Origin of the sequence: Bradyrhizobium sp. 186 (assembly GCF_023101685.1) — a bacterium.
GTDB lineage: Bacteria > Pseudomonadota > Alphaproteobacteria > Rhizobiales > Xanthobacteraceae > Bradyrhizobium.
This window is the reverse complement of sequence record NZ_CP082164.1, coordinates 6,482,043-6,494,756: the sequence shown is the minus strand read 5'-3', so window position 1 is coordinate 6,494,756 and position 12,714 is coordinate 6,482,043. Positions and strand designations below refer to the sequence as shown.

At 62.6% G+C, this 12,714-nt stretch carries 11 protein-coding genes and 1 pseudogene; 8 read left to right on the top strand and 4 right to left on the bottom strand.

The features are described 5' to 3' along the window. Positions 1 to 86: 86 nt before the first annotated feature. Both IVB18_RS31320 and IVB18_RS31315 read left to right on the top strand, forming a co-directional pair. Positions 87 to 1,385, top strand: a complete 1,299-nt coding sequence (locus tag IVB18_RS31320; RefSeq protein WP_247984208.1) for an enoyl-CoA hydratase-related protein — start codon at positions 87 to 89, stop codon at positions 1,383 to 1,385. Positions 1,386 to 1,411: 26 nt separating this feature from the next. Continuing rightward, positions 1,412 to 2,602, top strand: coding sequence for a CoA transferase (locus tag IVB18_RS31315; RefSeq protein WP_247984207.1), 1,191 nt, complete (start codon positions 1,412 to 1,414; stop codon positions 2,600 to 2,602). A gap of 36 nt (positions 2,603 to 2,638) precedes the next feature. Here IVB18_RS31315 and IVB18_RS31310 read toward each other — a convergent pair whose 3' ends face one another. From IVB18_RS31310 to IVB18_RS31300, 3 genes and pseudogenes are all read right to left on the bottom strand, one after another. Next, entirely contained in the window at positions 2,639 to 3,028 is a 390-nt protein-coding gene (locus tag IVB18_RS31310) for an OB-fold domain-containing protein (RefSeq protein WP_247984206.1), read from the bottom strand. Next, positions 3,028 to 4,177: pseudogene (locus IVB18_RS31305) on the bottom strand (thiolase domain-containing protein). Before IVB18_RS31305 ends, IVB18_RS31310 begins: the two are co-directional and overlap by 1 nt. A 70-nt stretch (positions 4,178 to 4,247) precedes the next feature. Next, a complete protein-coding gene (locus IVB18_RS31300) occupies positions 4,248 to 5,444 on the bottom strand; it encodes an ABC transporter substrate-binding protein (protein WP_247984205.1) in 1,197 nt (398 codons plus the stop codon). Positions 5,445 to 5,703: 259 nt separating this feature from the next. Here IVB18_RS31300 and IVB18_RS31295 point away from each other — a divergent pair, with 259 nt between their 5' ends. Beyond that, complete coding sequence (locus IVB18_RS31295) at positions 5,704 to 6,876, top strand: phosphotransferase (protein ID WP_247984204.1); 1,173 nt, start codon at positions 5,704 to 5,706, stop codon at positions 6,874 to 6,876. A gap of 27 nt (positions 6,877 to 6,903) precedes the next feature. Here IVB18_RS31295 and IVB18_RS31290 read toward each other — a convergent pair whose 3' ends face one another. Further along, the gene (locus IVB18_RS31290; RefSeq protein WP_247984203.1) at positions 6,904 to 7,770 is read right to left on the bottom strand and encodes a MaoC/PaaZ C-terminal domain-containing protein; all 867 of its coding nucleotides are present in this window, start codon (positions 7,768 to 7,770) and stop codon (positions 6,904 to 6,906) included. A gap of 369 nt (positions 7,771 to 8,139) precedes the next feature. Here IVB18_RS31290 and IVB18_RS31285 point away from each other — a divergent pair, with 369 nt between their 5' ends. Genes IVB18_RS31285 through IVB18_RS31265 form a run of 5 tightly spaced genes read left to right on the top strand, consistent with a single transcriptional unit; the run spans position 8,140 to position 12,671 of the window. Continuing rightward, positions 8,140 to 8,997: a branched-chain amino acid ABC transporter permease gene (locus tag IVB18_RS31285; RefSeq protein WP_247984202.1), complete on the top strand. Its 858-nt coding sequence runs from the start codon at positions 8,140 to 8,142 to the stop codon at positions 8,995 to 8,997. Beyond that, positions 8,994 to 10,028 carry a branched-chain amino acid ABC transporter permease gene (locus tag IVB18_RS31280; protein ID WP_247984201.1) on the top strand — a complete coding sequence of 345 codons (1,035 nt, stop codon included), beginning with the start codon at positions 8,994 to 8,996 and terminating at the stop codon, positions 10,026 to 10,028. Before IVB18_RS31285 ends, IVB18_RS31280 begins: the two co-directional genes overlap by 4 nt. 1 nt (position 10,029) lies before the next feature. Then, entirely contained in the window at positions 10,030 to 10,728 is a 699-nt protein-coding gene (locus IVB18_RS31275) for an ATP-binding cassette domain-containing protein (protein ID WP_247984200.1), read from the top strand. After that, complete coding sequence (locus IVB18_RS31270; protein ID WP_247984199.1) at positions 10,725 to 11,420, top strand: ABC transporter ATP-binding protein; 696 nt, start codon at positions 10,725 to 10,727, stop codon at positions 11,418 to 11,420. The genes IVB18_RS31275 and IVB18_RS31270 overlap by 4 nt, the downstream gene beginning before the upstream one ends. A 33-nt stretch (positions 11,421 to 11,453) precedes the next feature. Continuing rightward, on the top strand, positions 11,454 to 12,671 hold the full coding sequence (locus tag IVB18_RS31265) for an ABC transporter substrate-binding protein (protein WP_247984198.1): 1,218 nt from the start codon (positions 11,454 to 11,456) through the stop codon (positions 12,669 to 12,671). Positions 12,672 to 12,714 lie beyond the last annotated feature (43 nt).

Below are 12,714 nucleotides of genomic sequence, written 5' to 3'. Positions count from 1 at the left end.
ATTAGGCTTGGGTATACAACCCGAAACCAGACGAAGGCAAGTGTGATCGTACACCAATGAACTGTTATGGGAACGGAGAGGGAGCAATGGCGATCGGAGCGGAGCTGAAGCAATTTCGGATCGAGATGTCGGGGACCGGCGTCCTGCACCTGATCTTCGACATGCCCGGCCGCTCGATGAACGTGTTCTCGAATGCCGCGATCGACGAAATTGGCCTGTTCGCAGACTGGCTCAAGCAAAGCGATGTGATGGGCGTCGTGATCCGGTCCGGCAAATCGTCGGCATTCTGCGCAGGCGCGGATCTCGCGGAGCTCGAGACGGCCTATGACATGATCATGGCAGCGCCGGCGAGCGAGCGCGATCGTCTGGCCTTCGATCATTTTTTTCGGTTGAGCCACGGTTTGCGCAGGCTCGAGACGGCCGGCAAGCCGATCGCCGTGGCGATCGGCGGCCTTGCTTTGGGAGGTGGCTGCGAGTTTGGGCTTGCCGCGCACTATAGGGTGATCGCCGATCACCCGCAGGTCACCTTGGGTTTGCCGGAGTCGCTGGTTGGATTGCTGCCTGGCGGCGGCGGAACGCAGCGGCTGCCGCGCCTGATCGGAATCGAGGCAGCGCTGCCGGTGCTGCTGGACGGCGCGAGGATCGGTGGACAGGCGGCCATCGCCGTCGGGCTTGCGCATGAACTGGTGGCGCCGGGCGAAGAGGTGGCTGCCGCTGAGCGCTGGGTGTTGTCGCGACCGGCAGCCACACAGCCGTGGGATCGGCCGGACTGGCGCGCCGCTGACACGCCGCGCGTCGCGGCAATCATCGGTAACAGCCGGAGCAAAATGCTGGCCGAGAAGCTCGGCCACTATCCGGCACCATCGGCCATTCTCGACTGCGTCGAGCAGGGTTTCCCGCAAGACTTCGACACAGCCATTCGAACCGAGATGCAGATCTTTGCCAAGCTGATTCAGAGGCGGGAGCCTCGCAACATGATCAGGACGTTGTTTCTCGGCAGGCTCGACTATGAGCGGCTGAAGAAGAAGGGCATGAAGCCCGAGATCATGGAGGCCGTCACAGCGGTATCGAATGTGCTTGGTGTCCATTCCGAGCGCGGCAAGGAACTCTCGGAGGCCTTTGCGCGTGCAGGTTTTCGCGTCGAGCAGCCGCGCCGGGCCGATTTCGACGGCCATATCGCTGATGCCGTCTATTGGTATGACGACGAGCCGAGAACCTGGGGCAAGGATCTCTTGCGCGCGCGATTGGTGGACGCCGAGGCCGCCGCTGCGGTCTGGCGCGGACGGCTTGACGAGTCGGAGCGGCGGGCTGCCGACTATGTCCTGGTCACGCAAGCAGGCTTTCCCGCCTATCTCGGCGGCTTGTTTGCCGCCGGGCTGAACTAGTCGGTGCCTCAGGTAGGAGAGAAGTCGTGTCGAAACCCCTTGACGGTATAAAGGTTCTCGATCTTTCGAAGGTTCTCGCAGGCCCGCTCTGCGCGCAATATCTCGGCGATCTCGGCGCCGAGGTCATCAAAGTCGAGGCGGTGGGGCAGGGGGATGAGACGCGGGGGTGGCCGCCGTTTCCTGCGCCGGGTCTTGGCACGGTTTTTCTGAGTGCCAATCGCAACAAGCGCAGCATTGCGATCAACATGAAGTCCGACAAGGGGCGCAAGCTCGTGCACGAACTCGCGAAATCCGCCGACGTCGCCATCGAGAGCTTCGGCACTGGCGTCGCCGAGCGGTTGGGAATCGATGCCGCGAGCCTCTGCGCGCTCAACGACCGGCTGATCCATTGCAGCATCTCGGGGTTCGGTCGGACGGGACCTCTCAAGAATTCGCCGGGTTACGACGTGATCTTGCAGGCCTTCAGCGGCGTCATGTCGATGACGGGCGACGAGGGCGGCGGATATATCCGAAGCCCCATTTCCCCGATTGATCAGATGACAGGCGTGCATGCATTCAGCGGCATACTCGCCAGCCTGTTTGCGCGAGAGAAGTCCGGCAAGGGCGCGGCGATCCAGGTGTCGCTGTTCGACACCGCGCTTGGGCTTCTGGGCTACAATCTCCAGACCTTCTGGGAGCGGGGGACACAACCGCCCAAGTGCGGTTCCAGCCACGAATCGTTATGTCCCTACCAGGCGTTTGAGGCGTCGGACGGTCCGATCATGATCGGGGTGGCGAACGACAATCTCTGGCGCAAGTTCTGTGGCGTCGTCGGCCTGAACGAGATCGTAGACGACCCGAAATTCCGCACCAATGCAGAGCGTGTGAAGCATCGCACCGAGACGCTTCACCATGTGCAATCGGTGATTGCCAGCAACACCGTGGCGTACTGGAATGCGGCGCTGAACGAGGTCGGCATTCCCTGTTCGCCGATCAATACACTCGCGCAGCTGCTGGATCATCCGCACACAAAGGCCGACCAGCTCATCATGCAGTATGATCATCCCGCCGCGGGTCGTCTCAATTGCGTCGGTCATCCCGTCACCTTCGTCGGGGAAGAGCGCAACCCCGGCCTGCCGCCGCCGATGCTCGGACAACACACTGACGACGTCCTGAAGGACATGGGCCTGTCTGCCGCGAGCATCGCCGAATTGCGCCGCGAGGAGGTCGTCAGTTGACTGGCGTCTGATCGCTTCGGGAAATTACGACGCGCGTCAGGCCGTTGTGAAAAACGGCAGCGGTGCGCCGTCGGTCGGCTTGAACACCACCTTCACCTTCTGGCCGATCTTGAGCTTCTCGAGGTCGCAATCGACGAAGTTGGTCTGCACCGACGGACCTTCCTTCAGCGTGACATAGCCGATCGCGTAAGGACCGGTCGGTGACTTCCGCATCAAGCTGTAGGTGTAGATCGTGGCCTCACCCGAACTCTCTTCCCACACCGTCTTGTCGGAGAAGCAGAACGGGCAGATCGCGCGCGGAAAATAGTGCGCCTCGCCGCAAGCCGTGCAGCTCTTGATCATGAACTTGCCCTGCTTGGCAGCTTCCCAGAACGCGGCGGTCTCCGGATTCGTCACCGGCGCCGGATATTTCTTTGTCTCGCTCATCACACGCGCTCCAGAATGGCAGTCGAGGCGGCGTGGCGGACGCCGAGAAGGCCGCCGGTGCCGTGGGCGATGGCGAGATCGCAAGTTTGCACTTGCACCTTCGGATGCGCCTCGCCGCGCAGCTGCCGCACGGCCTCGATGATCTTGGTCATGCCGCCTCGGTTGACGGGATGATTGCTGCAGAGGCCGCCACCGTCGGTGTTGAACGGAAGCTTGCCGACGCCGGAGATCAGATTGCCGTCGGCGACGAATTTGCCGCCCTCGCCCTTCTTGCAGAAGCCGAGGTCCTCGAGCTGCATCAGCACCGTGATGGTGAAGCTGTCGTAGATCGAGGCGTATTTGATGTCCTTCGGCGTGATGCCGGCTTCCTCGAACGCGCGCGGACCGGACCAGATTCCGGCGGAGTAAGTAAGATCGAGATCCTTGCCGCCGCGCGGGCCTTTCATCGCCTCGCCGTGCCCGATCAGCCGCACCAAGGGCTTCTTGAGGCTCTTCGCGATCTCCGGCGTGGTCACGATCAGCGCGCCGCCGCCATCGGTGACGACGCAGCAGTCGAGCCGATGCAGGGGGTCCGAGATCATAGGGGAATTGACCACATCCTCGACGGTGACGACGTCCTTCAGCATCGCGTGTGGGTTGTACTGCGCGTGATGCGAAGCCGCGACCTTGATCCAGGCGAGCTGCTCGGAGGTGGGTGCCGTAGTCGTGCATGTGGCGCATGGCGCACATGCCATAGGCATTGTGGGTGGTCGCACCGTAGGCCGTCTCGAAGTCGGCCTCGGCGCCAGGCGCACGCGGCGGCGTCGGGCCGGTGCGCGGCTTGCCGGCCAGCGTGATCAGCGCGATCGAGCACTTGCCCGCCGCGATCGCCTCCGCTGCATGGCCGAGATGGATGATGTAGGAGCAGCCGCCGGTGTCGGTGCTGTCGATATGGCGCACCTTGAGGCCGAGATAATCGACCATCGGCCAGGCACCGCCCGGCGCGTCACCGGCGCAGAAGTAGCCGTCGATGTCGTCCTTGGTGAGCCCGGCATCCTCGATCGCGCCCTTGGCGACCTCGGCGTGAAGTTGGGCGGTGGATTTGTCCGGCGCATGCCGGGTCGGGTGTTCGTAGATCCCAGCAATGTAGGCCTTGCTCTTGATGGTCAAATAAGATCTCCGCTCGCGGTTCTGTGGCCTGCCGAGGCAATGCTCGGCAGGCATGGAGGTGATACCGGCGCTACTCGTCGAGCAGCCTCCAGGACGTCTTGTCGAAGATGGCCATGCGCAAGGAGCGGTAGGGAGCGTAGTTCTCCTTGGAATTGGTAAGTTCGATTCCCGGAAGGAGCATGCCGACCCGCTCCTTGTTGAAGCTCGTCGCCTGGGCCAGCAGGTTTTCGCGCGTCAGATTGTCGCCGCACCGTTGCAGGCCTTTTGCGATGGCTTGCGCATTGATGTAGCCGGACAGCGCGATGAAGTCGTTCGGGCTGTCGTTCGGCGCCCATTTCTTCATGAAGGCCGCGTAGTCCTTGACCTCGGAGTCTTCGGCCCAGGCCGGATCGTTGGCCTGCTTGGCGAACTGGGTCGTATAGGCGCCCTGAACGTTGTCGAGGCCGGCCGGCGTCAGCACGCCCTGAATCGAATTGACCGGACTGGCGAGGAACTGGACCGGTTTCCAGTTGATCTCATTGGCCTTCTTGATCCCTTGGGCGGCAAATTTCGGCGTCGCAAAATAGACCAGCGTGTCGGCGCCTGAGGCCTTGAGCTTGAGGATCTCGGAATCGATCGTTGGATAGCTGAGCTCGTAGGATGCTTCTGCCACGATCTTGGCCGTGCTGTCAGCGCCGAGGCCGGCCTTGAGGCCGGTGAGGTAGTCCTTGCCGTAATCGTCGTTCTGATAAAGCACCGCGATCTTGGCGTTCGGCAGCTTCTTGAGAATGAATTTGCCGAACGTCGCGCCCTCCATCTCGAAGGGAGGATAGAACGGGACGGTCCAGGGAAAAGTCTGCGGGTCGTTGAAACGACGGCCACCGGCCGAAATGAAGACCTGTGGTACCTTGTTCTGGTTGAGGTATTTTTGGACCGCAATGTTGGGAACGGTGCCGACGGTCCCGACCTCGGCAAGAACACCGTCGTCGTCGACCAGCTTGCGGGTCTGTTCAATGGCTTTGGGCGGACTGAACGCATTGTCGAGCGAAATCAGGTTGACTTTTCGGCCGTTGATCCCGCCGGCTTCGTTCAGCATCTGGAAATAGCCGGCCATGACGCGGCCGTAGCTCGAAAAGGCGGAGGCCGGCCCGCTATAAGGGATTGTCTGGCCGATCTTGATCTCGGTGTCGGTAACGCCGGGGCCATACTGCTTTTCAGCGGCGCGAACCTCGAGGAGGGTGCTGCCGAGGAAAAGGGCCGAAACGCTGACCAGTGTCAGAATTCTCATGTTTCTCCCATGTCATTTCTTGCAGTCACGCCGGCGTGGAGCGTCCAAAGCCGTACACAGGTGTATCATATACTATAAAACGTAAATGCGCGACATGAGATGTGTCGAAAGGTTCTGATAGCCCCGACTGCGCGTCGCATTGCCGGGCGACGTTGTGCGTCTTGAACGCCGCCCGGATTGTGGTACAGATAGTACATAAGTGTACTATTATCGGCCGAGCGGCGCGTGACGCCGACCGCGGCTGGCGAAGGGAGGAACCATGGCTGCCTCGGGCGCAACGGCGCTGGCTGCGCTGAAGATCAGTGGGCGCGTCGCCTTTGAGCGTCTGGTTCGCCCGAAGGCGCGCCGGCTCGAGGATGTTCCGTGCTCGCCCGACGCCATCACGCCGGAGTGGCTAACAGCCGTGCTTTGCCAAAAGGTCCCAGAGGCACTGGTGACGGGGGTTGTCGTGAAGCCCGCGAGCGCAGGGACGCATGAACGCCACCAACTGATCGTCAGTTACAACGAGGCCGGGCGGCGCGCGGGTCTGCCGGAGTCGATGTTCACCAAATCGCTGCCCAGCGTCGTCACGCGCATGATCGGCGGGTTCAACGGCACCGCGCGGGTCGAGGGACGCTTTTACATGCAGCTGCGGCCGCAGCTCGAGATCGAGGCGCCGATCGGCTATCACGCCGCATTCGATCGCCAGACATTTGCCTCGATCCTTCTTCTGGAGGACATGGTCGCAACCAAATCGGCGACGTTTTGCAACTACCGGACCTACGTGTCGCGCGAGACGGCGGAGGACATGATCGATGTTCTGGCCGCGCTCCACGCGCGTTTCCACGGCGATGGTGAGCTGGCGACGAAGTATCGTTGGGTTGCCAGCTATCCGCGCTGGTTCACGATCGGCGCGGACAAGATGGGCCTGGAACACTATACGCGAAAGGCATTCGACGCTGCCGCGCATGTGATTCCCAAGAGCGTGCTGGCGCAGCGTGATGCGGTTTGGCCTTCTGCCATGCAGGCCCTTGCCGTCCATGACAGCGAGCCGCAGGGACTGATTCACTCCGACGTGCATATCGGCAACTGGTACCGCACAGGGGCGGGGAAGATGGGCCTGTGCGACTGGCAATGCCTTGCCCGCGGACATTGGTCGCGGGATTTTGCCTATGCCGTGACGGCCGCTCTGACCCCCGACGACCGCCGCAAGTGGGAAAAGGATCTGCTCCTTCGATATCTCGACCGATTTGCCGCGCTAACCGGCACCAAACCGGATTTTGACAAGAGCTTCCTGCACTATCGGCAGCAGATAGTGCATGCGCTGCTGATGTGGACGATTACACTCTGTCACTCCCCGCTGTTGCCGAACATGCAACCGGAGGACACGACACTGGCGATGATCGAGCGGATCTCGACTGCGATGGCTGACCTGGATTCGCTTCGCAGTTGACATGCTCCTTGAGCAGGCGCGACGACTTCAGGCCGGCGCAAGCCGGCATTCGCCGCGATCGAGCACCATCATTTGCCGTTCGATGGCCCACGCCCTGAAGCGAACGGTTTCACCTTCCTCGAACATCTCGATCCGGATTGTGTCGCCGGGGAAGGCGGGTGAGACGAATCGCACCGCCATGGCGCTTATCCGCTCGGGATGTGCCGGCGCGTAACGCTTCAAAACGGCCCGGCACGCCAGGCCCATTGTGTTCAAGCCATGCGAGATGGGTCGCTCGAAGCCGGCCTGACGAGCGACGACGGGATCGGCGTGGATCGGCATGTAATCCCGGCTGACAAGGCGATACAGCAGGGCCGCCTGGTGCGGCGTATGGTACGTGATACCGGCGCTCGGCTTCGCGTCGGTGCCGATCGGTGTGATCTCGCCAGGTGGCGTGCCGTAGTTGCCGCAGCCGCCGTCGCCGCGCAGGAACTCGGTCGCGCGCAGGCTCGCCAGCCGTTCGCCGCTGGCCTCGTCGAACAGCTCTGTGTCGAAATAGAGCAGGGCGCCGCGCTCTGGTCCCTTGTCCTCGATGGCGCTTATCCGATGGTCGGCGCGGATGGATCCGTTGACGGCCAGAGCACGATGCAGCGTGAACCGTTGCTCGCCATGCAGGGCCTTGGTCCAGGCGATCCCCGCTTTGGGCTCAGCAATCCAGAGCGGTGGCCAGCCGAGCGTCACGTACATACTGGGTACGGCCCGCTGATCGCGGCCCTCGTAAACATAGGGCAGTTCGTGCTCGTCCAGCGGATCATCACCGATGCCGAGGCCGAGCGCATACAGGGCTGAATCGCGCCAGTCGTAGGATTGATGAATCGGCTGGAAGCGCCGCGCGATGACGTGATCAAGATTCATGCGTGTGCTCCTGAGTGTCCGAACGGTGTGGCGCGATCTCCGAATATCGTTGTGGTGCGTACGAGTTTCGTCAAGACGTGCTTTGATGCGGCATGCAGCGAAGTGCATGATGCCGCAGCGCGCCGACCCGATTAGGGTTTGCGGTGAACAACAGTATATGATAAGCCAGTGTACTAATAGGGCGTCGAACCCGAAATCGTCCGGCAGGACGGGGAAATGCTGAAGGCTGGCGGTACGCCCGATTTGAATATCGGCGGCGGACGCCGGGCAATGGCGGGAGGGCCGATTGCGAGGTCAAGCGCGCGGATTTGCGGCGCATCGGATGGCTGCGTGCCATCGCGCGGTGTATTGTGACACAGGAGCGCTGGCGTGATCGCGCTGCTGATCGCGAATTCGCTGGCGCTGGCATCTCTGCTGATCATGCTGTCGAGCGGGCTCGCCTTGATCTACGGCCTGCGTGACGTCATCAATTTCGGCCACGGCGCGATCTACATGCTCGGCGCCTATCTCGGCTACACGATCGCTCTGGCCGGCGGGTTCTGGCTTGCGCTGCTCTTCGTTCCGATCCTGCTCGCGTTTCTCGGGATTGCCTTCGAGTATCTGGCGCTGCGGCCGCTGCAGAGGCGGTCACACATCGAAGTGGCGCTGGTCACACTCGGGTTGGGCATCATCCTCGGGCAAGTCATCATCTACATCTACGGCGGCGAGGCGCGCAGCGTGGATGCGCCGAAAATTCTGTCCGGTTCGATCACCGTCCTAAACTTGTCCTATCCCGTCTATCGACTTTTTCTCATCGTTATGGGGCTCGGCTCGTGCGCGCTGCTGGCGCTCTGGCTGAGATATACGCCATCGGGGCTATACGTCCGCGCCGTGAGCCAGGATCCGTCGGTGGCGCGCATGATGGGCATCAACGCCGATCGCCTGAGCCTGCTCGTGACCAGCCTCAGCACCGCCTTCGCCGGCATCGCCGGCGTGCTGGCCGGGCCTTACCTGTCGATCGATCCCGGGATGGACGTCGCGATGATCGTGAACTGCCTGATCATCGTCGTGATCGGCGGTACCGGCAGCATCGGGGGGGCGATCGTTGCGGCGTTGCTGTTCGGTCTCGTTCAGGTGGCGGGATCGGTGTTCCTACCCAATCTTGCGGCACTCGTTCCCTACATCCTGCTGATGGTCGTGCTGCTCATCGCTCCCGGCGGCATCGGACGCGGGAGGGCTTTGAGTTGAGCAACGGCACCATGACCGGAGACCTGCACGGGACTGCGACCGGTACGCTCGGGGGCCACGTCTCGCGCGTGTCGTTCGCGATTGTCGCCGGGGCGGTCGGGCTTGGCGCTGGTGCTCTTGTCCCGACATACATCGCCAGCGATTTCGTGCTTCGTCTTGGCAGCGAAGGTCTGCTGTTGGGCTTGCTCGCGCTCAGCGTCGCCTTCCTGATGAGCCAGGCCGGACTGGTGGCGCTCAGTGCAGCCAGCATCTATGGCGGCGCCGGATATCTGTTCGCGATCGGCATGAGCGAGTGGGACCTGACGCCGGCGATGGCGTTGTGCACCGCGTTCCTGATCATCGTCGCTTACGCGACCGTCCTGGGCGCATTGATCGTGCGGACCAATCCGCTTGCCTTCATGATGTTGACGCTCGCAGCCGGCGAGATGCTCAGCCACGCCGTCCTGCTCGAGGGATTGCGCGACTATACCGGGGGTGCGGACGGGCTGGTGGTGCGAATGCAGGGCTCGATCCTCGGCATCGACGTCGCGGACTTTGCCAATCCGGCGCGCTTCTGGTCGCTGGCCTGGATCGTGGCGGTCCTTGTCGGAGCGACGTTCTGGGTCATCGCGCGCTCCCGTCTCGGTGCGATCCTCCGCGCCGTGCGGGAGAACGAGGAGCGCATGCGCTTCTCCGGTTTCAACACCTTCGTGCCGCGGCTGATCGGATACGTGCTCGTCAACGTCGTGGCCGCGATCGCAGGTCTCCTGCATGCGCTCAATGCCGGCTTCGTCTCGCCAGAGAGCCTCGGGCTTTCGGTCAGCACCAATGCGTTGGTCGCAGCCCTGATGGGCGGCATTTCCGGGGCGCTCGGGCCGATCCTGGGCGGGCTGATCTTCTCCTTCGCGCAGGACGAATTCGGGGCACGCGGGCTCACGCAGCTTCTGACTGGCGTCGCCATCGTTCTCTTCATCGTTGTGTTTCCGCGGGGCGTCATCGGCGGGCTATCGAGCGCGTTGCGGCTGCTCGGCTGGCGGCGAGAGGCTCCCTGACATGCTCAAGATCGAGAGACTGTCGGTGAATTATGGCTCGGTGCAGGCGCTGACCGACTTCGATCTTGAGGTGCGCGGCGACGGTGTGCTTCACGGCGTCATCGGACCGAATGGTGCCGGAAAGTCCACGCTGCTCGATGCAATCTGTGGCCGCCGACGCCCGACCGCAGGAAGCGTTCGCTATTGCGGCGAAGATATCACGCGACGCTCGATCAGCTCGCGCCGTCGCCTGGGCATGGCGCGATCTTTCCAGCGCACCAGCATCTTTCAGGACCTCACCGTCCGTGAACAGCTCGAGCTCATCGCGCGGCATCTCGGCGACGACCAACTGCACGACGTGATCGAGGTGATGGATCTCGGCGGCTATCTTAACCAGAAGGCCGGACGCATTGCCTATGGCGTGCAGCGCCGGGTTGATGTGGCGCTGGCCTTGATCGGGAGGCCGCGGCTTCTGTTGATGGACGAGCCGGGCGCCGGCCTGTCGGCCACGGAGACGCTGCGCCTGTTCGAGCATGTGCGTGATCTCGTGCGTGAGCGCAGGATCGCGGCCATCGTGGTCGAGCACGATGTCGACGCGGTCTTCGCCTGTTGCGGCATGGTCACCGTGCTCGATCTCGGCCAGCATCTGGCGACGGGAGTGCCCGAAGCCATTCGGGCCGATCATCGGGTCATCGCGGCGTATCTGGGGACCGCGGCATGAGCGCATTGCGGATCGAATCTCTGTTTGCCGGCTATGGCGCATCGACCGTGTTGCGTGGCATCGACCTCACGGTCGAAGAGGGGGAATCGGTTGCCCTCGTCGGCCGTAACGGCGCGGGCAAGTCCACGCTGCTGTTGTCGATCTTTCGTGAGACCAGCATCATCTCCGGTGCCATCTGGGTGCATGACCGTCGGATCGACGGCTTGCCGGGCTATATGGCCGCCAAGCTGGGTCTTTCCATTGCGCCGCAGGGGCGTCGCATCCTGCCGAACCTCACGGTCAGGGAGAACCTGCTGCTTGGTCGTGCGACCGGCCGGGCAGGTCACTGGACTCTGAAAACGATTTACGGCCTGTTTCCGGTGCTGCAAGAGCGCGCCGACCGGCTCGGTACCATGCTGAGCGGTGGTCAGCAGCAGATGCTGGCGATCGGCCGCGCCTTGATGGCTAATCCCAGTCTCATTCTTCTCGATGAGCCGTCGGAAGGTCTTTCGCCGGTGCTGATCGATGGGCTGGTCGAGACGCTCAACCGGATCCGCGGTGCTGGCACCGCTGTGCTCGTGGTCGAGCAGCACCTGAACCTCGTCAAGCGTGCGACGGATCGATTCGTCATCCTGGCGAAGGGAGAAGTTGTCGGGGCAGGCACCATCGGCTCCATCGGTGCGCCGGAGAACCAGGCACTGATGGCTTTGTAATGGAAGCTCAGAGAAAACGGAGGAGGGAGGAATATGAAGAAATCATCCATCGGTCCAGCCTTCAGCGCGTTGCGCACGGTGACGATCGGCGCAGCAATGGCTCTCGCTGTCACGACCGCGGCCTTGGCCGAGGACACGGTCAAGATCGGCGTACTGCTGATCGACAGTGGACCGCTCGCCGGGCTGAAGGACACCCAGGTCAAGGCGGTCAACCTTGCGATCGAACAGATCAACGCCGCCGGCGGGGCGGCGGGCCGGAAGCTGGAGGCGAGTTTCATTTCCTATCCGGGCACGCCCGATACCGCCGTGGACGGCGCCACCCGCGCGGTCCAGAAGGACGGCGCGATGTTCATCACGGGGATGGATACGTCGGCCGTCACGCCGGCGCTGCAGGCCAAGCTTCCCGCGCTGAAAGCCTTGATGTTCGACGTGATGGCCAACGCCGACGGTCTGACAGGAAAGAACTGTTCGCCGAACTATTTCCGGGTCAACGCAAACGATTCGATGATCATGGGCGCCTTCAGGGAGTTCCTGAAGGATCAGGGCATCAAGAAATGGGACATCATCGCCGTTGACTACGCAGCGGGGCGCGACTCCGCGGAGAAGTTCAAGGCCTTGGTGACCTCCCAAGGCGGAACCGTCGGCAAGACCCTGTTTTCGCCATCTGGCACGCCGGATTTCGGTGCCAAGATTTCGGAGCTGGGCGCGGAGCCGGCTGACGGCCTGTTCGTGACGATCTTCGGCAGCGACGCCATCAACCTCGCCAAGCAGCAGCAGCAATTCGGCCTGTTCAAGAAGTACAAAATGGTGCTGGGCAATTCCTTCGTGATACCCCAGACGCTGCCGGCACAAGGCGAGGCGGTACTCGGCGTCTACCAGAACATCGGCTTCGTCGCCGGCTTCCCCGGCGCGCAGGCTGAAGCCTTCGTCAAGGCCTACAAGGAAAAATACAACGGCGAACTGCCGCCTTACACCAGTGCCGACCAGTACGCCGCAATCCAGCTGATTGCTGCCGGGATTCAGAAGGCAAATTCGACCGACATCAACGCGGTGCGCGCGGCCTTGTCCGGCCTCAAGGCTGATACCGTGCTGGGTGATGTTGAAATACGCGCAGGCGACCATCAGACCGCGCGGCGCATGGCGATCAGTCAGATCGTGATGGGCCCGGAGGGCAAGCCGGCGTACCAGATCAAGAAGATCGAGCCGGGGTCTGACATCATTCCTCCGGTAGACCCTGCCTGCAAGATGTGATGGCTTCGGCGCCGACCTCGTTTCGGCGCGGCACCGATCGTTC

Coding starts and splice junctions, on each gene's coding strand:
- IVB18_RS31320 (WP_247984208.1), top strand. CDS start 87: ATGGCGATCGGAGCGGAGCTGAAGCAATTTCGGATCGAGATGTCGGGG.
- IVB18_RS31310 (WP_247984206.1), bottom strand. CDS start 3,028: ATGAGCGAGACAAAGAAATATCCGGCGCCGGTGACGAATCCGGAGACC.
- IVB18_RS31300 (WP_247984205.1), bottom strand. CDS start 5,444: ATGAGAATTCTGACACTGGTCAGCGTTTCGGCCCTTTTCCTCGGCAGC.
- IVB18_RS31295 (WP_247984204.1), top strand. CDS start 5,704: ATGGCTGCCTCGGGCGCAACGGCGCTGGCTGCGCTGAAGATCAGTGGG.
- IVB18_RS31290 (WP_247984203.1), bottom strand. CDS start 7,770: ATGAATCTTGATCACGTCATCGCGCGGCGCTTCCAGCCGATTCATCAA.
- IVB18_RS31275 (WP_247984200.1), top strand. CDS start 10,030: ATGCTCAAGATCGAGAGACTGTCGGTGAATTATGGCTCGGTGCAGGCG.
- IVB18_RS31270 (WP_247984199.1), top strand. CDS start 10,725: ATGAGCGCATTGCGGATCGAATCTCTGTTTGCCGGCTATGGCGCATCG.
- IVB18_RS31265 (WP_247984198.1), top strand. CDS start 11,454: ATGAAGAAATCATCCATCGGTCCAGCCTTCAGCGCGTTGCGCACGGTG.